This is a genomic window from Bradyrhizobium nitroreducens (assembly GCF_002776695.1).
GTDB lineage: Bacteria > Pseudomonadota > Alphaproteobacteria > Rhizobiales > Xanthobacteraceae > Bradyrhizobium > Bradyrhizobium nitroreducens.
On sequence record NZ_LFJC01000003.1, the window covers coordinates 2,769,338 to 2,789,665 of the forward strand.

The window sequence follows — 20,328 nt, forward strand, 5'->3', positions numbered from 1 at the left end:
GGAACAGAGCGGTCGCACAGGTGGCGCCGGGGGGCGAGACAGTGGTTGGGAAGGGTTTCCGCTTCGTCTCGCAAGTTCTGGCGTTGCTTTCGCTCCTCACGGCCTCTCCGCTCGCTGCGGATGAATTCCGCAGCCCCTCGCTCACAGCCCTGCGCGTCGACTGGCGCGCAGCGCTCGACCAGCTCCGCACCGAGATCGGCAGCCGTCCCCGGGTCGCGGAGGATTTCACCTTCGTACCTCGCCGGTCAGTGCCGCGCTACGATCCGCGCGCGACGCCCGCACTGGTGCAGCTCAACGCGGTCTCCTCGCGTTTCTTCACGGGCATCACCCGCAGTCCGGTGCCCGTGCTGTTGCCGTTCGACGCCGCCGCCTACCTCGAGGCGCAGCGCAGCGGCGCGCCGGCGATACTTGCACTCTCGCGCTACCAGGCGGACTTCAATCCCGTCGATATGTTCGATGCCGGCCCCGCCGGCTACAGCGCGACCTTCTCGCTCGAGCCCGGCGCCGGCGACGGCATGCCGGCCCGGGTGTTCGCAAGGCCGGTCGAAGTGCAGATCACGGGCTCTGCGCTCGTTTACGACATCGCCGATCCCTCGGGGGGCAAGGGCGAGCAGGTCAAGCCGCTCGCGGCGCTCTATCCGGACCTGCGAAAGTTCATCCGCGAGGGCTATGTACGCTACGCCTTCACGCGCTTTGGCGTTGCCTATGTGGTCTCGATCCAGTGCCTCGACAGCGTCGCCAAGCCGCGGCGGCTCGCCTGCAAGGAAGCCTATCCGGTTGCCGAGCGCTTCCTGAAGGCCCTCCGCGTCGCCGGCGGCCAGCGCATGCGGCCATTGGCGGATATCGCCTCCAACATCCTCGATCGTCCGGCGGAGCGTTCAGCCGACTTCAGCTACCGGCCGAGCGGCGACATCATCCCGAACACCGGCTACCGCAAGCAAGGCGGTCATCCCGACGTGATGGCCTATGCCCAGATCCGCTTTCCGCTCGAAAAGGCCCCGGCCTTCGTGCGCTCGCAATCCTACGGCAAGCGCGACAAGAGCGAAGGTCCGACCGCCTATCCCTGGCGCGACAATTTCTGCGAGTCGCGCAGTTTCGAGGTCTGGCAATGTGGCGGAGGCTACGGCCATCAGGGCGAAGACATCCGCGCCGCGGACTGCCCGCCCCCCGGCGAAGGCCGCGAGCCCTGCGATCCCAAGCAGCGTGCCGTCGTCGCCGTGCGCGACGCGATCGTGATCCGCGGAGCCAAGGACCAGGCCGCGACGCTTCACGTCAACAGCCGCACCGAGCACATCCGCTTTCGCTACATGCACATGAACCCGCAGGCGATGAACGCCGATGGCGTGCTCAATGGCCGCCTTGTCACCGAAGGCGAGAAGATCGGCGTGATCTCCAACTATCTCGACCATCCCGCGGGAACGTCGATGCATCTGCATTTCGACGTGCAGGTGTTCACCCGCGACGGCTGGATCTGGGTGAGCCCCTACGTCACCCTGGTCTCCGCCTATGAACGCCTGATCCACGCCCGCGGCCGCGAGGTCGGCCCGGAGATGGCAGTCACGGCCCAGCCGGTCGCCCATGCGCTGCCGGACGACGTGATCAAGCCGGACCTGCGCGAGGGAGCGAGCGGCGAGGAGAACTGAGCGCTTGCACGCTCCAATGAAGGGCGGTGCAAGCGCGGACAGTCGCGGACACCGCCAGCTCGAACCAAGAAGGGACCGGGTTGATGAGTGTCGGATTGATCGGTCTCCTCGACGATGTCGCGGCGATTGCAAAGGTGGCAGCAGCCTCGCTCGACGATGTCGCGGGCCAGGCTGCCAAGGCGGGCACGAAGGCCGCAGGCGTGGTCATCGACGACGCGGCCGTCACGCCGAACTACGTCATCGGTTTTGCCTCGACGCGCGAGCTGCCCATCGTCGGCAAGATTGCGATCGGATCGCTGCGCAACAAATTGCTGATCCTGCTGCCGATTGCCCTGCTGCTCGGCTATTTCCTTCCCGCCGCGGTCACGCCGCTGCTGATGCTGGGCGGAGCCTTTCTCTGCTACGAGGGCGCCGAGAAGGTGCTCGAAGCCGTGATGCCGCATCATGCGCACGCCCACGCAGCTCAACCGCAACCGATTGCGGTGGATGCCGGGACGGTCGAGGACGAGAAGGTCGCGAGCGCCATCAAGACGGATTTCATCCTGTCGGCGGAGATCATGGCGATCACGCTGGCGGCAATCCCGTCGGGCAGCATCTGGACGCAGGCGCTGGTGCTGGCTTTGGTCGGGTTCGGCATCACGGTCGGGGTCTACGGCGTGGTGGCTCTGATCGTGAAGGCGGACGATGCCGGGCTGGCCCTTGCGCGCTATGAGGGTGCCTCAGCCATTGGCGCCGCGATCCGCGCACTTGGACGCGCGCTCGTTCGCGGCATGCCTCCCTTCCTGACCGTGCTGAGCACCATCGGCACGGCCGCCATGATCTGGGTCGGCGGCGGCATCATCCTGCACGGCATCGAAAAATACGGCCCGCCGGTGGTCGGCCGCATGGTTCATGCCGCGACCGAGGCTGCGGCACACGCACTTCCATCCGCTGCCGGCATCGTCGAATGGTCGGTCGAGGCGGCCATCTCAGGCGTGTTTGGATTGATGATAGGTGCGCTTGCGATCCCGGCCGTCGAATACGGCCTCGCGCCGGCCTGGAAACGGCTGAGGCGATCGCGTTCGGCCTGACCGGAGCGCAGTCGGCCGGCCGCGCTCCATCCAGGCTACGGATCACTCCAGGAGCGTCGTGAGCTGCGCGCCCTCATCCGCAACGAACACGGCGATCAATTCCGCCGGCTCCGTCATGCTCGCGTTGGCCGACACCAGATGCGTCGAGCCCGGTGGCTCGAAGAAGGACTGGCCGACGCCGAACGTCTCGACCGGGCCGCCGCCGAGCTGGGAGCGGATCTCGCCCTTGGTGATGTAGGCGGTAACAGATCCCGCATGACGGTGCGGGCGCGAAAATCCGCCCGGTCCGTAGAATACGCGAACGACCGTGACGCGCTTGCCCGGAACATTGGGCAGCGCGTAGGAGCCGATCGGCTCGACCTTGTCGAGAGGCGAGCTCTCCGCAGCTGTGGCACAGAGTGGGACCAACGCACTGGATATCGCATCCATGGTCACGGGCAGCGCCTTGCCGATCGCAAGCGCGCAGGAGAGCCCCGCGACAGCGGCCAATGCCATCGCGCGCGACGGCACCGGGCGTTGCGGGTTGGCCAGGCTCATTGCTGTCATGACGACCTCCCCTCGTGCTGATCAGGATGCCACGGCATTCGCGGCCACCGGCCGGGCCGCCGGCGTCCAGCGAAATGCAGCACCAAACCGGTTCCAGACGTTGATCGAGGCGACCGCCGAGGTCAGGTACATCAGCTCGGTCTCGGAAAATTCGCGGGCAGCCTGCGCATAGACCTCGTCACTGACGCCGTCGGGCAGGAAAGTCAGGGCCTCGGCCCAGGCCAGCGCGGCCCGCTCGCGCGGCGAAAACATCGGTGCCTCGCGCCAGACCGCGACCAGATTGAGCTTGTCCACGGGCACGCCGATGCGTTCAGAGAGGAGAATGTGATGCTGCACGCAGAAGGCGCAGCCATTGATCTGCGAGGCGCGCAGCTTGACGAGCTCGAGCAACTGCTTGTCGAGGCCGGCCTTGGCCGCAAGCTGGCCCAGCGCAAGCACCACATCGTACGCATCGGGCGCGATCCGTTTGAAATCCTCGTACTCGCTGCGGGCGTGTGACATTGCCGTTTACCTCGTGCTATTATAAGACTGCTTACATATTATAAGAGCACTTATATGTTGCGCAAGGCGTCCGCCATCACGAGATCGAAATCCCGGGGCAAACCCGCCGGGCCGGAGGCCGTGCACGTGCCCGCCCCGGGCGAAGGCAAGCGCGGCGAAGACGGCTATCTCGGTTATCTCCTGCGCCAGGCCCACGCCGCGGTTCGCCTGACGCTGGAGCGAACGCTCGCCGATCTCGGCGTGACCTCGCCGCAATTTGCCGTGCTGACGATGCTGAACGCCTATCCGGGCCTATCGGGCGCCGACGTCGCCCGCCTCACCTTCCTCACCCCCCAGACGGTCGGGGTCATCATCCGCAACCTCGAACGCGACGGCGCGATTGTGATGACGCCTCATCCCGTCCACGGCCGCATCCAGCAATGGACGCTGACCAAACGGGGGACGGCGCTGCTGACTGCGTGCCGGGAACGCGTGATCGCGCTGGAAAAGCGGCTGGCCAGCGGCCTCGACGCCAAGGCCGAGGCGAGCATTCGCCGCTGGCTCGCCAACGTCGCGACGGAGCTGCAGGAGGAGTAGATGTTGGGCTAGCCGCCCTTCAATGCTTTTTCGACTTCACCGTCGGGCCAGGCTTCGCCCGCCGCGATCACTCGCACACGGCTTTGGTCGGCGCCGTTCACCAGCACATGCGAACTCACCCGGTCGCCGCTTTGCTCGAGGTGCAAATCGGTCTCGGGCTTCCAGCTCAGCGTTGTCGCGAGATCGCCGGGAAAGATCTGCCATTGCGACCCGTCGTCGAGCTCGACCACGTGGCTTTCCGCATGCGCGCGTATCTTCATTCCACGCCGAATTCTCGATGAAAGGGAGCGGCCCCGGCGCTCGTGCCGGGGCCAATTCCGTCAGTCGTTGTCGTGATGGATCACGGTCTTGCTGCGATTGCCGTACTCGTCTTCCTTCTTGATCACGGTGGTGCGGCTCGACGGCTCGCGTTCCCGGATGACTGTGGTGCGGTCACGCTCGCGGACGCGATAGTCCGGCGACTGGCCGACCGTGACGCCGGCACCGACCGGGCCGACGTGAACACCAACTTCATCGGCGAATGCAGGGGCCGCAATGACGGTCACCATGGCGGCGGCAAACAGATATTTCCTCATCTTGTCCTCCTCGTTGTCGTGGGGAGGGAATGCAGGACTGCGACACTTTGTTCCGCATGAACGGCCTGTTCCGGCGTACCCGGAACCGGCTCACACCGGTCATGTTTCCGGCTAGACTGGACCCATGAAACAAGCTGATTCCTCGGCCCATCACACGCGGCGCACATTGCTGAAGTCCGTGCTCGGCGCGGCCGCTGTCCTCGCCTCACCGGCACGCGTCCTCGCCGCGCCTCCAGGCTTCGATGAATGGCGCGAGGCCTTTCGCGCACGGGCGATGGCCAAGGGAATTTCTGCCGCAACCTGGCAACGCGCGATGGCGCGGGTCGAGCCCGACATGAGCGTGTTCAAGCAGATGCGCAGCCAGCCCGAATTCCACGAGCAGGTCTGGCAATACATCAATCGCCGCGTTTCCGACTGGCGCATCATCAACGGCAAGATTGCCCTGAAGAACAACGAGGCGCTGCTCGCACGCATCGAGCGCGATTTCGGCGTCGAGCGCGGCACGCTGTTGGCGTTGTGGGGCGTCGAATCCGCCTATGGCGATCCCCTGGTGCAACAGAACCACATGACGCCGGTGTTTCCCTCGCTCGCCGCGCTCGCCTGGAACGAGCCGCGCCGGAAGGCCTATTGGGAAACCGAGCTGATCAACGCGCTGCGCATCGTCGACAAGGGCTGGAGCACGCCGGAGCAGATGCAGGGATCCTGGGCCGGCGCCATGGGCCATTCGCAATGGATGCCGGAAGTCTGGCTCAATGTCGGCATCGACTATGACGGCGACGGCAAGGTGTCGCCATTCGGCAAGCCCGACGACGCGCTGGGATCGACGGCCAAATATCTCGTCAATCGCGGCAAATGGCGTCGCGGCGAGCACTGGGGCTACGAGGTGCGCGCGGCCGGCAATATGAGCGGCAGCCGGACCTATGCGGCCTGGCAGGCGGCCGGCGTCACCCGCGCCGACGGCCAGCCCTTTCCGCAACCGAATGCATCCGCGCAGATGTGGACGCCGGTCGCGGGCGGACCGACGTTTCTGCTGGGACCGAACTTCTACTCGGTGAAGAGCTACAATCCTTCCATGAACTATGCGCTGGCGATCTGCCATCTCGGCGACCGCTGCCTCGGAGCGCCGCCTTTCATCCAGCCCTTCCCGGGCTCCGAGCGCGCACTGACGCTGGCGGAGGTGCAGGAGATGCAGACACGCCTGACCAAGGCCGGCTTCGATACCGGCGGCACCGATGGCCGCGTCGGCAACGACACCATGAAGGCCGTCAAGGATTTCCAGCAGCGCGCAGGCATCACACCGGCGGACGGTTATGGCGGACTGAAGGTGCTGGCGAAGCTGCGGCAGGGATCGTAGGCCGCGGCCGTCATTCCGGGGCCCGCGTAGCGAGAACCTGGAATCCATTGGGCAGCAAGCGACGCGGAAAAATGGATTCCGGGCTCGCGCCAAGTGGCGCGCCCCGGAATGACACCGTGGTCAATGCCGGTACTGCGGCTCCTCGGCATCCAGCTGCCGACGGATCGCGGCGAGATGCAGCCGCGCGGATTCGGAATCGCCCTCGCGCATTTGCCGGTAGGTTTCGGCCGCGACAGCAGGATCGACCGGCAGGACTTTCCGCCCCGTCGACATCGCCAGCACCTGCACCTCGGCGGCGCGCTCGAGATAATAGAGATCGTCCCAGGCTTCCGCGATGGTCGGGGCCAGCACCATCACGCCGTGATGCTTCATGAAGATGATGTCGGCATTGCCGACGGCGGATGCGATGCGCGCGCCTTCCTGGTTGTCGAGCGCGAGGCCGTTGTAGTCGCGGTCGACCGCCGTGCGGCCGTAGAATTTCAGCGCGGTCTGGCCGGCCCAGATCAAGGGCTCGCCTTCGGTCATCGACAGCGCCGTGGCATAGGGCATGTGCGTGTGGAACGCGACCTTGGCGCGCGGCAGCAACCTGTGCATCTCGGCGTGGATGTAGAACGCGGTCGCCTCCGGCACGCCCTCGCCGTCGAGCACATTGCCGTGGAAATCGCAGATCAAGAGCTTCGAGGCCGTGAGCTCGCGGAAGGCGTAGCCATAGGGGTTGACGAGAAACAGATCGTCATGGCCGGGCACGACGGCCGAGAAATGGTTGCAGATGCCTTCCTCGAACCCGTTGCGCGCGGCCATGCGGAAGCAGGCGGCCAAATCCTCCCGCGCGGTGCGGATCGCATCACTGGCGAGGTCCGGGCGGTTCGAGCGGAATGGCGCTGACGCGGGTGAGGAAGCGTGAAGGCTGTGCGCCATGGCGAAGGACACCTCTGTCGGTCGGAAAGCTCCCCCGCGTTCTACAGGGCCGACGCCTGCGCGTCAGCCCCCGCGCCTGCCACCCTGCCCTGCGCGGCTCAGGCCCGCCTTGGCACGCCGCCGGCATTCATGCCGCCGTCGATGACGAGCTCGCTGCCGGTGACGTAGCGCGAGGCATCGGAGGCCAGATACAGCACGCCGCTGGCGATCTCCGCGGCCTGCCCGGCGCGGCCGAGCGGGGTTACGAGCTTTGCCCGCTCCTCCGGATCGATCGGCGCGTTCTGGCCGGCGCCGGTCGCCCCGGTCGGGATCTTGCCCCAGATCGGCGTGTCGATGATCCCGGGATGAACCGAGTTGACGCGGATGCCGTCGCCTGCCGCCGCGCACTCCATCGCGATCGATTTGGCAAACAGCCGCACGCCGCCCTTGGTCAACGAATAGGCCGAGAGGCCCGGCGAACCGCGCAGGCCTGCGAGCGAGGACATCATGACGATCGAGCCGCCGCCGGTCTTGCGCATCAGGGGCAGGCAGTGCTTGACCGAAAGAAACACACCATCGAGATTGATCGCATTCTGCTTGCGCCAGTCGGCGAGCGTCATGTCGACGATCGAGGGCACGGCAATGCCGATGCCGGCATTGGCGACGAGAATGTCGAGCCGGCCATAGCGCTTGGCGATCTCGGCGACCATCTCGATCCACCGCTCCTCGCTGGTGACGTCCTGCTCGAGAAAGATCGCCTTGTTGCCGGCTTTCGTCACGCGCGTGGCGAGCTCGGGCCCGCGCAGCTCGTCGATGTCGGTGATGACAACAGTCGCGCCCTCGCGCGCGAACAGCTCGACGATGGCCTCGCCAATACCGGAAGCCCCGCCCGTGACCAGCGCGACCTTGCCCTCAACCTGCCCTGCCATGTTGACTCCCTTTTTTGTTGTTTGCGCGATCTATTGTCGAGGCATGATCTCCGCGCAAACGCGTACCGCGTTTGTCGCGAGGGATCTTGCGTTATCTAATCACGGATGGCCCCTGGTCCGGCAGCGCGACGTCGATGACGCGGAATTGCACGCGCTCTGCGCCTTGATAGCGATCGACCGAGAGCGAGCCCGCGACGTGCAGCTGCTGGCCGCGATTGGCGAGCAGCGCATTGCCGAGCTTCTGGCCGATCGAGCGGAATGCGATGCCGTTGACGATCGCGCCGTCGCCCGACTTGAAGCGCAGACGCAGATGCGCCTGCCCGACCTCGTCGGCAAAAACGAGCTGATGCGCCGGCAGCGCCAGCACCGGCTCCGGATTGCCGCTGCCGAAGGGACCTGCGCGATTGAGCGTCGCCGCAAGCTCGGTCGTCACCGCGCGCGCGGAGACCGCGCCGTCGATGAAGAGCTCGTTGACGTGCCGCGCCTCGGCGACGTCCTGCGCCAGCGCGCTCTCGAGATAGGCGCGGAATTCGGCGAGTTTTTCTTTGCGCAGCGTCACGCCCGCGGCCATCGCGTGTCCGCCGCCCTTGAGCAAAATGCCGTCGGCGACCGCCTGCCGCACCGCCTTGCCGAGATCGACGCCGGCGATCGAGCGCCCCGAGCCGGTGCCGATGCCGCCGGGCTCGAGCGCAATGGCGAAAGCGGGCCGCGAGAACTTCTCCTTGAGGCGCGAGGCCACGAGGCCGACGACGCCGGGGTGCCAGCCTTCGGACGCCGTGACAATGACGCCGAGCTTGTCCTCCAGCCCGATCGAGGCCAGCGCCTCGGCCTCGGCCTGCGCCTCGGCGGCCTGCTCGATGACGCGGCGCTCGCTGTTGAGGCGGTCGAGCTCGGCGGCAATCCGGGCGGCCTCGACACTGTCGCCTTCCAGCAAGAGCCGCACGCCGAGATCGGCGCGGCCGATGCGGCCGCCGGCATTGATGCGAGGCCCCAGCATGAATCCGAGATGCCAGGCCTCCGGCGGCCCGTTGAGCCGCGCCACATCCATCAGCGCGGTATGGCCGACATGGTCGCGCCGCCGCATCGCGATCAGGCCCTTGGCGACGAAGGCGCGGTTGAGGCCGATCAGGGGCGCCACATCGGCAACCGTGCCGAGCGCGACGTGATGCAGCATGCCGAGCAGATCCGGCTCGGGCATCTCCGCGCTCCAGAAGCCGCGCTGCCGCAGCTCGCGGTTGACCGCGACCAGCGTCACCAGCACGAGGCCGACAGCGGCGAGATGACCGAGGCCGGAGAGATCGTCGAGCCGGTTCGGATTGACCAGCGCGTCCACCTCCGGCAGCTCCGTGCCGGCCTGGTGATGGTCGATCACAACGACGGACATGCCGAGGCGCTTGGCCTCGGCGAGCGGCTCGATGCTGGTGGTACCGCAGTCCACCGTGACAAGCAGCGTGGCGCCCTTTGCGGCCAGCCCGCGAACCGCTTCGACATTGGGCCCGTAGCCTTCGAAGATGCGGTCGGGAATGTGGATCAGCGGATCGAGCCCGCAATGGCGCAGGTGCCAGGCGAGCAGCGCGGCCGAGGTGGCGCCATCGACGTCATAGTCGCCGAAGATCGCGACCTTTTCGCCCTTCACGGCGGCATCCGCGATCCGCTTCGACGCGGCCTCCATCTCCGTCACGGTGAACGGGTCCGGCATGAGCTTGCGGATGGTCGGATCGAGAAAGTCGGGCACCGCGTCGATGTCGACACCGCGGCCCGCCAGCACCCGCGCCAGCAGTTCCGGCAGCTGGTGCCGCTGCACGATGGCAAGCGCCTGGGCCGCCCCGCGGGCGTCCAGCCGGTCGCGCCAGAGCTTGTCGGTCAGCGAGCGCGCGACACCGAGAAACGCCTGGGGCGCTTCGACGGGCAAGGCGGTTGCAGGCGGCGTCATGGGTTGCAGTTGGTTTGAGGAACCCGCAATCGACGGTATCGCGTCGGTCCGGCTTGCAGGACGATTGACCCGGAATCCCCAGGGATTTGCAATCTCCGCGCCGCACAAAGCGGTGGATTGCTGATTTGCGGCGCCGCCTGACTATCATTTAGGCATTCCACAGAACAGCAAATTAAGCAGGCGTTAGGTGGAATCCTCGAAAAAGAATCGTATTCGATCTGTAATTTCTGGTTCCGGGTTCATTGCAGATCAGACCTCATTGCCAAAGGGAAATCCCCGATGTCTGCTGCGCTGGGTCTGAAGGCCAAGCCGATCGCCACCGAACCCGCTGACGACGATTCCGACATTTCCGCGCTGATCAATCGCCTCACCGCGGAGGTCAACCAGATCGCGGTCGACAAGACCAAGTCGATCCAGCAGATCACCAACCAGATGAAGATGCTGGCGCTGAACGCGCTGATCGAGAGCTCGCGCGCCGGCGCGCAAGGTGCGGGCTTTGCGGTGGTAGCCCAGGAGGTGCGCGGCGTCGGCCAGCAGGTCGAGACCATCGCACGCGAGCTCGAGACCCAGTTGACCAAGCGCACCGGCGACCTCGTCTCCTCGATCGAGCGCATGAGCCAGCGTTCGCGCGGCGAGCGCATGATGGACCTGTCGCTGAACGCGGTCGAGCTGATCGACCGCAACCTCTATGAGCGCACCTGCGACGTGCGCTGGTGGGCGACCGATTCCGCCGTGGTCGAATGCGCGGCCTCGCCGGCGCCGGCCGCGGTGACCTATGCGTCGCAGCGCCTCGGCGTGATCCTCGGCGCCTACACGGTCTACCTCGACCTCTGGCTCTGCGACCTCGACGGCAACGTCATCGCCAACGGCCGCGCCGACCGCTTCCGCGTCGTCGGCCAGAACGTCGCCCACACCAAATGGTTCCGCGAGGCGAAGGGCTTGCGCTCCGGCGACGACTACGTCGCCGGCGACGTGGAGAACCAGCCGCTGCTCGGCAACGCGCAGGTCGCGACCTATTGCGCCAGCGTCCGCGCCGGCGGCCAGGCGAGCGGTGCCCCGATCGGCGTGCTCGCCATCCATTTCGACTGGGAACCGCAGGCCCGCGCCATCGTCCAGGGCGTGCGCGTCGGCGACAGCGACAAGGCCCGCGTGCTGCTGGTGGATTCGAATCTGCGCGTCATCGCGGCGTCCGACGGCCAGGGCATCCTCAGCGAGCGCATCTCGATCTCGCTGAACGGCCAGCGCTCCGGCTTCTATCACGACCGCACGGGCGCGCTGGTCGCCTTCCACGCGACGCCGGGTTACGAGACCTATCGGGGCCTGGGCTGGTACGGCGTGATCATCTGCGGGGCGTGAAGCGGCAGGCTAGCAAAAAATGCGAAAACAACCCCATGCACAGTAGCCAGAGGGTTGTTTTCATTGATCTTTTCAGCTGAAATTTCCGCCTGATTTTCCGAAGATTTTGACACGACGGGCAAAACACTGGCAATCTGCGATCATCGCGGAGTGTGTTGCGGCACGAGGGGATGCCCCTAGAGCATTTCCGGTTCTGATTGAATCAGAACCGAAGCTCTAGCTTCTTGTTTTGACGCGTTTTCTTCACGCGAACCGGTGTCCGCTTCGCTCGAAAACGCTCTGGCGGCTTTGTGAAATCACACCCCGCCTTCTGAAGCATTTTCCGGCAAGCCGCGCCCGTTACGGGCAAGAGCCCGGCGCCCTTGTTCGAATAGAGTCGCTTCGCATCACGTTCATCGACGTGAGCGCGCGAATTCGCACTGGCATTGGCCATCTCGCGCTCGTCACATGCCAAGGAGACAGCCATGAAGATCGTCGTGATCGGCGGAACCGGATTGATCGGGTCCAAGCTCGTGGCGCGGCTCAGGCAGCAAGCCCACGAGGCCGTAGCCGCCTCACCGAAGTCAGGCGTGAATGCCGTGACAGGGGAAGGCCTCGCTGCGGCGCTGGCGGGCGCGGATGTTGTCGTCGATGTCGCCAACGCGCCGTCCTGGGAGCCGGACGCCGTGCTCGAGTTCTTCCAGCGTTCGAGCAAGAATCTGGTCACTGCAGAAGCTGCGGCGGCCGTAAAGCATCACGTGGCCCTGTCGATTGTCGGAACCGAACGGTCGCCCGACAACGCCTATTTCCGTGCCAAGCTCGCCCAGGAGACAATCATCAAGGCTGCCACAGTCCCCTACTCGATCGTGCGCGCCACCCAGTTCTTCGAATTCCTCGGCGCCATCGCCGAAATGGGCGCGACTGACGGCAAGATCGTCGTTCCCTCGGCAATGTTTCAACCGATCGCGGCCGACGACGTCGCCGCCCGCCTCGCCGAGGTCGCAACAGCCAGGCCGCTCAACGGCACGATCGACATCGCAGGTCCTGAGAAGGCTCCCTTCAATGAATTCATCGCACGCCGCCTGAAGGCGTCCGGCGACACCCGACCCGTGGTTGGAGACCCGAAGGCGCCGTACTACGGCGGTCTCATTGACGACAAATCGCTGAACCCGCTCGGCGAGGCACGGCTCGGAACAACCCCGCTCGCAACATGGCTCGCGCGCCTCTGAGACTGATGATCACAAGACACCGCAGAAAAGGAGCTCCCATGCGCAGATTGCTGACCGCGATAGCGATTTATGCCGCCTCATTGCTGACGGCCCACGCAGCCGAGCCGGCGGCGCCATTGGCAAAAGTCACGGTCGTGTTCGACCAGCCACTGCCCAACGTTCCCGGCAAGAGCATGAAGGGCGTGCTGGTCGAGTACGGCCCCGGAGGCTCGTCGCCGGCCCACATCCACGCGCCCTCCGCTTTCATCTACGCCACGGTGCTGGAAGGCGCGATCCGCAGTCAGGTCAATGACGGCCCCGCTAAGGTCTTTCACAAGGGAGAGAATTTCTCCGAACATCCCGGTGACCGCCATGCCGTCAGCGCCAATGCCAGCGATACCGAGCCTGCGAAGCTGCTTGCCGTCTTCGTGGTCGACACGACGGACAAGGAGCTGACGACGCCGATCGCGAAGTAGCGTTCACCCAAGCCGCCTTCCGGCGGCGGCCATCTCCGCCGCCAGCAATACCGCCGCACGGCTGGCGCCGATCGAGGCGATGCCTTGGCCTGCGATGTCGTAGGCGGTGCCGTGCGCGGGCGTGCAGATCGGGAACGGAAAGCCGCCGAGCAACGTCACGCCGCGATCGAAGCCCATCAGCTTCATCGCGATCTGACCCTGGTCGTGATACATCGTCAGCACCGCATCGAAGGCGCCGCTCTTTGCGCGCAGAAACACGGTATCGGCGGGGAACGGTCCCTCCGCGGCGATGCCCTCGCGCTGACCGGCCGCGACCACGGGCGCGATGACGTCGATCTCCTCGCGACCGAAATTGCCGCCGTCTCCGGCATGCGGATTGAGACCGGCAACTGCAATGCGCGGCCGCGCGAAGCCGGCCTTGCGCATGCAGACGTCGGTCAGCTCGAGCGCGCGATGGATGCGGTCGCTGGACAGTCGTTCGGCGACGTCCTTGAGCGGGATATGCGAAGTGACGCGTGCGTTCCAGAGCCGGTCCAGCACGTTGAATTCGCTCGCCGGGGTCTTGAGGCCGACCACCTCCGCGGAGAATGCGATCTCGTCGTCGTACTCGGCGCGGGCGAGCCGCATGGCCTGCTTGTTGAAGGGGGTGAAGCACACCGCATCGGCACGTCCGTCGCGACCAAGCTCGAGCGCGTGCCTGTAATTGGCCAGGGCGAACTTCCCGCCGGCAAGGGTGGCGGTCTTCGGCTCGACGTCTCTGGGATCGAGGTGGCGGAGATCGACAAACAACGCATCGCCCTGCGCCGCGCGATGGTCGGTCCCCTGCTCCACCATGGTCAGCTCCGGCTTGACGCCGACAATGCGCGCGCCCTCTTCGAAGACGCGGCGGTCACCGATGACGACGAGCCGGCAGCTCGCACGGATATCTTGCTGCACCGTGAGCTTCGCCGTCAGCTCCGGGCTGATGCCGGCGGGATCTCCCATTGCCAACGCAATGAGCGGCTTTGCGGTCATATGATCACCTTCTCCTGGGCTGTTGTGTCGGCCGCGGGGACTGCGGGCTTGCGCCAGAGGCGCGCGAGCTGCAACACCAGCGGCAGCAGCAAGAGCGCGATGCCGGCCACGATCAGGCAGGTCACCAGCTTGTTGGCGAAGAAGATGCCGAGGGATCCCTTCGACATCAGCATCGACTGCCGGAACGCATCCTCGGCCTTGTCGCCGATGACGATGGCGAGCACGAGCGGCGCCAGCGGGTAGAACAGCTTCTTGAAGAGATAGCCGATGACGCCGAAGCCGAGCATCATGACGACGTCGAGATAGGAGTTCGACACCGAATAGGCGCCGACGACGCAGATGATCACGATCAGCGGCGCGATCACCACGAAGGGGATCCGCATCAACGCGGCGAAGACCGGGACGGTCAGCAGCACCAGCGCGACGGCGACGATGTTGCCGACATACATCGAGGCGATCAGGCCCCAGACGAAATCTTTCTGGTCCACGAACAGCATCGGCCCGGGATTGAGGCCCCAGATCATCAAGCCGCCCATCATGACGGCCGCGGTCGCCGAGCCGGGAATGCCGAGCGAGAGCATCGGCAGAAGCGCGCTGGTGCCAGCGGCATGATCGGCGGTCTCCGGCGAGATGATGCCCTCGACCTCGCCGGTGCCGAAATAGCGGCCGCGACGCGAGAAACGGCGGGCGATGCCATAGCTCATGAACGAGGCCGCGGTCGGACCGCCCGGCGTGATCCCCATCCAGCATCCGATCGCAGCGCTCCGCAGCAGCGCCACGCCATGGCGTGGCAGGCGGCCGACGGCGCGAAACACCTCGGCCCAGTCGATCTTGGAGGAGACCGCACGGGCATGAAATTCCTCTTCGACGGCAACCAGGAGCTCGCCGATTCCAAACAGGCCCATCACGGCAACGACGAAGCTGACGCCCTTGACGAGCTCGTCGACGCCCATGGTGAGGCGGACGCTGCCGGAGACGGTATCGATTCCGATCGCGGCAATGGCGAAGCCGATCGCGAGCGCCACGACCGTCTTGATCGGCGCGGCGCCACCCATGCCGACGAAGCTGGCGAATGCCAGGAAATAGACCGCAAAATATTCCGCCGGCCCGAAAGCAAGCGCGACCTGCGCCACCCAGGACGCCAGGAAGGTGATCAGGATGACGCCGACCAGCGCGCCGAATGCGGCCGAGCCGAAGGCAGTGGCGAGCGCCGTGGTTGGCCGGCCGTCGCGCGCCATGGGATAGCCGTCGAAGGTGGTCGCGACCGACGAAGGCTCGCCGGGAATGTTGAACAGGATGGAGGTGACCGAGCCGCCGAACAACGCGCCCCAATACATGCTGGAGAGCAGGATGATGGCCGAGACCGGCTGCATGCCGAAGGTCAGCGGCAGCAGCAGCGAGACCCCGTTGGGTGCGCCCAGCCCCGGCAGCACGCCGACGAGAATGCCGAGCAGCACGCCGACGACCATCAGCACCAGATGCGGCACGGTGACCGCGATGCTGAAGCCGTGCAGGAGTTCCCCGAGATTGTCCATCGGACTCGCCCTCAGAAGCCGAGTGCGGCGGCGAGCGCGCCGTGCGGCAGGCTGACCTGGAACATGCGCTCGAACACGACGTAGAGCGCGAGCGCCGTTGCCCCCGCCATGGCGAGGGCTCGAGGCAAGGATTGGTGCCGCGGAATCGCCAGCACCGCAAATACATAGAGCGCGGAGGCGACGTACATCCCCGCCAGCGGAATCGCGGCGACGAAGATCGCGGCCGGCACGAACAAGCCGGCGAGCCGACGCAGCTCGATCGGCGTGATCGCGATGGGGACGTTTGCCAATGTCGCAACCGGCAGCACGCCCCGCGCGAGATTGTAGAGGCTTCCGAGCACGATGATGATGCCGGTCAGGAACGGAAACGTGCCGGCGTCGACGCCCGCGCTGGACCAGCCGATGCCGTTGTCGAGACTCTGGACCACCACGGCGACACCAAAGCCGCCGGTGAGAACGGCAGTCGCGAGCTCGAGGGCGCGGCGCGAGATCATGGAGGGCTCCGGTCAGACGTCGGGCAATTGCCGGCTGTAGGCACGCATCTTCCCCCGGGTTCGCCGTCGTCCCTGCGCCTCCGCGCGCAATTGCGCGCTAGGCAGGGACGACATTTGTGGCGCGGTTCTGCCCAACCGGTCCCCGTCGTTGCAATAACCCCGCCTCACTTGACCAGCCAGCCCTGCTCGCCCGCGACCTGCTTGACGTGCTCGAGGTCCTCCTTGATGAACTTGTCGAACTCGGCACCGGTCAGGAACGTGTCGACCTGGGACGTCTTCTCGATGTAGTCCTTCCACTCCGGCGTTGCCTGCACCTTCTTCATGAGGTCGACATAGAACGCGGCCTGGTCCGGGGTGACCTTGCCGGGCAGCCACACCGTGCGCGGCTGTTCATATTGCTTGATGTCGAGGCCTTGTTCGATGCAGGTCGGAACGTCGCTCCAGCCCTCGCTCGCGGTGACCTTCGGCCCCTGCGGCAGGCGCTTGGGGCTGAAGACGCAGAGCGGGCGCTGCGTGCCGCCGCGCCATTGGCCGAGACTTTCGCTGGGATTGTTGACGTGGGAGTCGAGATGTCCGCCGGCGAGCTGCACGGCGGTCTCGGCGCCGCTCTTGAAGGGGATGTAGGTCAGCTTGACCTTGCCGGCCTTCTCGATCATGCGCGTCAGCACCTCGTCGGTGTCCTTGGACTGCGCGCCGCCCATCTTGAATTCGCCCGACGCGGCCGCCTTCAGATAGTCGCCCGCGTTCTTGTAGGGCGCATCCTGCTTGACCCAGAGCAGGAACTCGTCCTGAGCCATCGCCGCGATCGGGGTGAGATCGGTGTAGTTGAACGCGACCTTGGAAACGAGCGGCTGCTGCCAGGCGTTCGAGGTGCCGAAGATCACTTTGTAGGGATCGCCCGAGGACGCCTTGCCGTAGACGTAGCCTTCGGCGCCACTGCCGCCGCCCTTGTTGACGACGACGATCGGCTGCTCCGTCAGCTTGTGCTTGGTGATGATGTTCTGCACGGCGCGCGCGAGGTTGTCGGTGCCGCCGCCGGGGCCGGCGGTGGCGACGAACTCGATCGGCTTTTGCGGCTGCCAGGCACTGAGCGCCGGCATCGTGCCGGCGAGCACGGTCGCGGCTGCGGAGAGCAGAAATGTTGACGTCCGACCCATGATTTCCTCCAGCTGATTTTTGTCTTTTGTATTTTTCTGTTTGGTCTCGTCGCATCGACGTCCGGTCAGGCGACGCGTTCCTCGCGTCTTTCCAGGGCCGAGACGATTGCGCCTTCTTTTTCGAGCGCTTCGATCTGCGTCTGATCGAACCCGTGCTCGGCCAGCACTTCGCGCGTATGCTCACCATAGACCGGCGCGCCCGACAGCACTTTGCCTGGGGTCTCCGAAAACTTCACGGGAAGCCCGATCGTCTTCACCGGGCCGAGCGTGGAGTGCTCGACCTCGACGACCATCTCGCGCGCCAGTGTCTGCGGATCGCTCAGGGCCTCCAGCATGTCATGCACGGGGCCGCAGGGCACACCCTTCTCGCCCAGCGCCGCGAGCCAGTGTGCCCGCGACTTGGTGCGGAAGCGCTCGCTCAGGACGGCTTCGAGCTGCTTCAGGTTGGCCATGCGGTCGGAACCATTGACGAAGCGCGGATCGGCCGCGAGCTCGCCGGCGCCGAGCGCCTCCAGCATCAACAACCAATGCTTCTTGTTGGCGCCGCCGACCACGAGCCAGCCGTCCGAGGCCTCAAAGGCCTGGTACGGCGCGTTGAGCGGATGGGCCGAGCCCATCGCGCGTGGCGCCGTACCCGCGGCGAGCGCGATGGTCGATTGCCAATAGGTCTGCACCAAGGCAGCCTCGTAGAGCGAGGTCTCGACCCACTGCCCTTCCCCGGTCTTGAGGCGGTGCGTGTAGGCAGCGAGAATGCCCATGCTCGCGAGCAGGCCGGCGGTGATGTCGGACAGCGGCGGGCCGCATTTCACGGGCGGGCCGTCCGGGCGTTCGCCGGTGAAGCTCATGATGCCGCTCATCGCCTGCGCGACGAGGTCGAATCCCCGGCGGTGCTTGTAGGGACCGGTGCGGCCGAAACCGGACAGCGAGCAATAGATCAGTGCCGGGAATTGCTTGTGCAGCTCTTCATAACCGAAGCCGAGGCGCTCCATGGCGCCCGGCGCAAAGTTCTCGACCAGCACGTCCGCGTCCGCGATCAGGCGCCGCAGCACCTGCTTGCCGCCATCGGTCTTGAGATCCAGCACGATGCCGCGCTTGTTGCGGTTCATCATCAGGAAGGAGGCCGCTTCATCACCGATTTTCGGCGGCACCGAATGACGGGTGTCGTCGCCGTTCGGCGACTTCTCGATCTTGATGACGTCGGCGCCCATGTCGGCGAGCATCAGGGTGCAGGTCGGTCCCGCCATGACGTGAGTGAGATCGATGACCTTGAGGCCGGCGAGCGGTCCCTGATGGCGAGAGGTGGATGGCGGGCTTTGCATCAGGGGCGTCCTATTGGCCGCGCCATTGCGGCGCGCGCTTGTTGAGGAAAGCATCGAGCCCTTCGCGAAAATCCTGGCTCGTGTAGCACATCAGGATGAGGTCCTCGCCCTCGTCGCGCGTCAGCCGCTGTTGCAGGCGGGCGACCGCCTGCTTGGTCGCGTTCAGCGTCAGCGGCGCGTGACTGGCGACGAGCCGGGCGACCTCGTCAGCCCGCTTGTCCAGCGCGGCGAGATCCTCGACCACCTCGCCGAGCAGCCCGACACTGGCGGCCTCGGCGGCGTCAACGAGACGCGCTGTAAAAATCAGGTCCTTGACGCGCGCGGCACCAATGAGCGCGATGAGACGGCTGACATTGGACATCGACAGGCAGTTGCCGAGCGTTCGCGCGATGGGAAAACCCATCTTCGCGCTCTTCGTGCCGATGCGCAGGTCGCAGGCCGCGGCAATTCCGGCCCCGCCGCCGGTGCAGAAGCCGTTGATCGCAGCGATCGTCGGCACCCGGCACTGTTCGAGCGTGGTCAGGATCCGATCGATGCGGTTCTCGTAGTCGATCGCATCCTGGGGCGTCCTGAATTCGCGGAACTGATTGATGTCGGTGCCGGCGGCGAAAGCCTTGTCGCCGGCCCCGCGCAGCACCAGCACCTTGATCGCATGGTCGCGATTGGCTTCCTCGCAGATCGCGGCGAGCCGCTCATACATGGCGAAGGTGAAGGCGTTACGCGCCTGCGGGCGGTTGAAGGTGACCCGCCCGATACCGTCATTGCATTCAAAAACGAGGTCGTCCGCCTCCGCCGCCAGGTCCATTTCCTCATATCCTCGTTTTTTTTTTCATTTTTGAATGCAAAATTTGCGATTAGCAAGCTGGAACTTCCAGATTTCAGACCAATATCCAAGCTTTGCATTCAAATTGGAGTGCCGATCCCATGCTGCATGAGGAGGTCGTCGGGCGTATCCGCGCCATCCTGCTCGACGGCGAGATCCCGCCGGGCGCGCGAATTCCCGAGCGCGAGCTGTGCGAGCGGCTCGAGATCTCCCGCACGCCGCTGCGCGAGGCGCTCAAGGTGCTGGCCGCCGAGGGTCTCGTGCAGCTGCTGCCGCATCGCGGCTCGCGCGCGGCGAAACTGACCGACAAGGACATGCGCGACCTGTTCGAGGTCTGCCAGGGTCTCGAAGCCCTCGCCGGCGAGCTCGCCTGCGAACGCATCACCGACGCGGAGATCGACGCGATCGCCGCGGCGCATGCGGACATGGTGCAGCATTATCGCGAGGGTGATCTGATCCAGTACTATCGCGGCAACCGCGCCATCCACGAAGCCATCGTCACGGCGGCCGGAAACCCCGTGCTCGCGGGGCTTTACACATCCGTGACGGCGCGCATCCGCCGCGCGCGTTATGTCACGCCGATGACGCCGCAGCGGTGGGCGCTCGCGGTGAGGGAACACGAAGCCATCCTGAACGCGCTGCAGAGGCGCGATGGCGCCGGACTCTCCCATATTCTGCGCGCGCATCTGCGCCACAAGCGCGAAGAGGTGCTGCAGGCGGGCTTTGCCGAGACGGAAGCGAACGACCTCACGCTGAGAATTGCGTAAGACGCAATTCGTGTTGTTCTGGCTGGCGCAGAGTGCATCCACACGCGGCCTTCCCTCCCCGCAATTCGTTCTCGCTCCGCGTGAATCTGCGCACCAGAGCATTTTCGGTTCTGATTGAATCAGAACCGAAGCTCTAGATTCTTGTTTTGACGCGTTTTCTTCACGCGAACCGGTGT

General features: G+C 65.6%; 22 protein-coding genes. 8 read left to right on the forward strand and 14 right to left on the reverse strand.

What is annotated here, in order from left to right; all coding sequences use genetic code 11:
• Positions 1–20 precede the first annotated feature (20 nt).
• A complete protein-coding gene (locus TSA1_RS13645; protein WP_100176825.1) occupies positions 21–1,643 on the forward strand; it encodes a peptidase M23 in 1,623 nt (540 codons plus the stop codon).
• A gap of 83 nt (positions 1,644–1,726) precedes the next feature.
• Positions 1,727–2,713: a DUF808 domain-containing protein gene (locus TSA1_RS13650; RefSeq protein WP_100176826.1), complete on the forward strand. Its 987-nt coding sequence runs from the start codon at positions 1,727–1,729 to the stop codon at positions 2,711–2,713.
• A gap of 42 nt (positions 2,714–2,755) precedes the next feature.
• On the opposite strand, the gene TSA1_RS13655 is transcribed toward TSA1_RS13650, so the two are convergent.
• Together TSA1_RS13655 and TSA1_RS13660 are read right to left on the reverse strand one after the other, a co-directional pair.
• On the reverse strand, positions 2,756–3,259 hold the full coding sequence (locus TSA1_RS13655) for a cupin domain-containing protein (RefSeq protein WP_100176827.1): 504 nt from the start codon (positions 3,257–3,259) through the stop codon (positions 2,756–2,758).
• Between the two features lie 21 nt (positions 3,260–3,280).
• Entirely contained in the window at positions 3,281–3,760 is a 480-nt protein-coding gene (locus tag TSA1_RS13660) for a carboxymuconolactone decarboxylase family protein (RefSeq protein ID WP_100176828.1), read from the reverse strand.
• A 54-nt stretch (positions 3,761–3,814) separates the two neighbouring features.
• On the opposite strand from TSA1_RS13660, the gene TSA1_RS13665 reads away from it, so the two are divergent.
• On the forward strand, positions 3,815–4,336 hold the full coding sequence (locus tag TSA1_RS13665) for a MarR family winged helix-turn-helix transcriptional regulator (RefSeq protein WP_100176829.1): 522 nt from the start codon (positions 3,815–3,817) through the stop codon (positions 4,334–4,336).
• Between the two features lie 8 nt (positions 4,337–4,344).
• Here TSA1_RS13665 and TSA1_RS13670 read toward each other — a convergent pair whose 3' ends face one another.
• Together TSA1_RS13670 and TSA1_RS13675 are read right to left on the reverse strand one after the other, a co-directional pair.
• Positions 4,345–4,596, reverse strand: a complete 252-nt coding sequence (locus tag TSA1_RS13670) for a hypothetical protein (RefSeq protein ID WP_100176830.1) — start codon at positions 4,594–4,596, stop codon at positions 4,345–4,347.
• Positions 4,597–4,656: 60 nt separating this feature from the next.
• On the reverse strand, positions 4,657–4,911 hold the full coding sequence (locus TSA1_RS13675) for a hypothetical protein (protein WP_100176831.1): 255 nt from the start codon (positions 4,909–4,911) through the stop codon (positions 4,657–4,659).
• Positions 4,912–5,035: 124 nt separating this feature from the next.
• Here TSA1_RS13675 and TSA1_RS13680 point away from each other — a divergent pair, with 124 nt between their 5' ends.
• Positions 5,036–6,265: a lytic murein transglycosylase gene (locus TSA1_RS13680; RefSeq protein ID WP_100176832.1), complete on the forward strand. Its 1,230-nt coding sequence runs from the start codon at positions 5,036–5,038 to the stop codon at positions 6,263–6,265.
• A gap of 120 nt (positions 6,266–6,385) precedes the next feature.
• Here TSA1_RS13680 and TSA1_RS13685 read toward each other — a convergent pair whose 3' ends face one another.
• The 3 genes from TSA1_RS13685 to recJ all read right to left on the reverse strand — a co-directional run bounded on the left by TSA1_RS13685 (position 6,386) and on the right by recJ (position 10,024).
• Positions 6,386–7,183, reverse strand: a complete 798-nt coding sequence (locus TSA1_RS13685; protein ID WP_100176833.1) for an aldolase — start codon at positions 7,181–7,183, stop codon at positions 6,386–6,388.
• A gap of 98 nt (positions 7,184–7,281) precedes the next feature.
• On the reverse strand, positions 7,282–8,091 hold the full coding sequence (locus TSA1_RS13690; protein ID WP_100176834.1) for an SDR family NAD(P)-dependent oxidoreductase: 810 nt from the start codon (positions 8,089–8,091) through the stop codon (positions 7,282–7,284).
• A 91-nt stretch (positions 8,092–8,182) separates the two neighbouring features.
• Positions 8,183–10,024, reverse strand: a complete 1,842-nt coding sequence (gene recJ / locus TSA1_RS13695; protein ID WP_100176835.1) for a single-stranded-DNA-specific exonuclease RecJ — start codon at positions 10,022–10,024, stop codon at positions 8,183–8,185.
• Positions 10,025–10,303: 279 nt separating this feature from the next.
• Here recJ and TSA1_RS13700 point away from each other — a divergent pair, with 279 nt between their 5' ends.
• Positions 10,304–11,380 (forward strand): methyl-accepting chemotaxis protein, encoded by a 1,077-nt coding sequence (locus tag TSA1_RS13700; protein ID WP_100176836.1) that lies wholly within the window; start codon positions 10,304–10,306, stop codon positions 11,378–11,380.
• A 202-nt stretch (positions 11,381–11,582) separates the two neighbouring features.
• Here the strand turns inward: TSA1_RS13700 and TSA1_RS38830 are convergent, their stop codons facing one another.
• Positions 11,583–11,813 (reverse strand): hypothetical protein, encoded by a 231-nt coding sequence (locus TSA1_RS38830; protein ID WP_145984304.1) that lies wholly within the window; start codon positions 11,811–11,813, stop codon positions 11,583–11,585.
• Positions 11,814–11,844: 31 nt separating this feature from the next.
• On the opposite strand from TSA1_RS38830, the gene TSA1_RS13705 reads away from it, so the two are divergent.
• Positions 11,845–12,588 (forward strand): SDR family oxidoreductase, encoded by a 744-nt coding sequence (locus TSA1_RS13705; RefSeq protein WP_100181110.1) that lies wholly within the window; start codon positions 11,845–11,847, stop codon positions 12,586–12,588.
• Between the two features lie 38 nt (positions 12,589–12,626).
• On the forward strand, positions 12,627–13,043 hold the full coding sequence (locus TSA1_RS13710; protein ID WP_100176837.1) for a cupin domain-containing protein: 417 nt from the start codon (positions 12,627–12,629) through the stop codon (positions 13,041–13,043).
• 3 nt (positions 13,044–13,046) lie between these two features.
• Here the strand turns inward: TSA1_RS13710 and TSA1_RS13715 are convergent, their stop codons facing one another.
• The 6 genes from TSA1_RS13715 to TSA1_RS13740 form a co-directional block, all read right to left on the reverse strand.
• Entirely contained in the window at positions 13,047–14,057 is a 1,011-nt protein-coding gene (locus TSA1_RS13715; protein ID WP_100176838.1) for a 4-hydroxythreonine-4-phosphate dehydrogenase PdxA, read from the reverse strand.
• A complete protein-coding gene (locus tag TSA1_RS13720) occupies positions 14,054–15,592 on the reverse strand; it encodes a tripartite tricarboxylate transporter permease (RefSeq protein WP_100176839.1) in 1,539 nt (512 codons plus the stop codon). Before TSA1_RS13720 ends, TSA1_RS13715 begins: the two co-directional genes overlap by 4 nt.
• Positions 15,593–15,603: 11 nt before the next feature.
• The gene (locus TSA1_RS13725) at positions 15,604–16,086 is read right to left on the reverse strand and encodes a tripartite tricarboxylate transporter TctB family protein (protein ID WP_100176840.1); all 483 of its coding nucleotides are present in this window, start codon (positions 16,084–16,086) and stop codon (positions 15,604–15,606) included.
• A 164-nt stretch (positions 16,087–16,250) separates the two neighbouring features.
• Positions 16,251–17,243, reverse strand: coding sequence for a Bug family tripartite tricarboxylate transporter substrate binding protein (locus TSA1_RS13730; RefSeq protein ID WP_100176841.1), 993 nt, complete (start codon positions 17,241–17,243; stop codon positions 16,251–16,253).
• 65 nt (positions 17,244–17,308) lie between these two features.
• Positions 17,309–18,562 (reverse strand): CaiB/BaiF CoA transferase family protein, encoded by a 1,254-nt coding sequence (locus TSA1_RS13735; RefSeq protein ID WP_100176842.1) that lies wholly within the window; start codon positions 18,560–18,562, stop codon positions 17,309–17,311.
• Between the two features lie 10 nt (positions 18,563–18,572).
• A complete protein-coding gene (locus TSA1_RS13740) occupies positions 18,573–19,367 on the reverse strand; it encodes an enoyl-CoA hydratase/isomerase family protein (RefSeq protein ID WP_100176843.1) in 795 nt (264 codons plus the stop codon).
• A gap of 119 nt (positions 19,368–19,486) precedes the next feature.
• Here TSA1_RS13740 and TSA1_RS13745 point away from each other — a divergent pair, with 119 nt between their 5' ends.
• Positions 19,487–20,152: a GntR family transcriptional regulator gene (locus tag TSA1_RS13745; RefSeq protein ID WP_100176844.1), complete on the forward strand. Its 666-nt coding sequence runs from the start codon at positions 19,487–19,489 to the stop codon at positions 20,150–20,152.
• Positions 20,153–20,328: the final 176 nt, after the last annotated feature.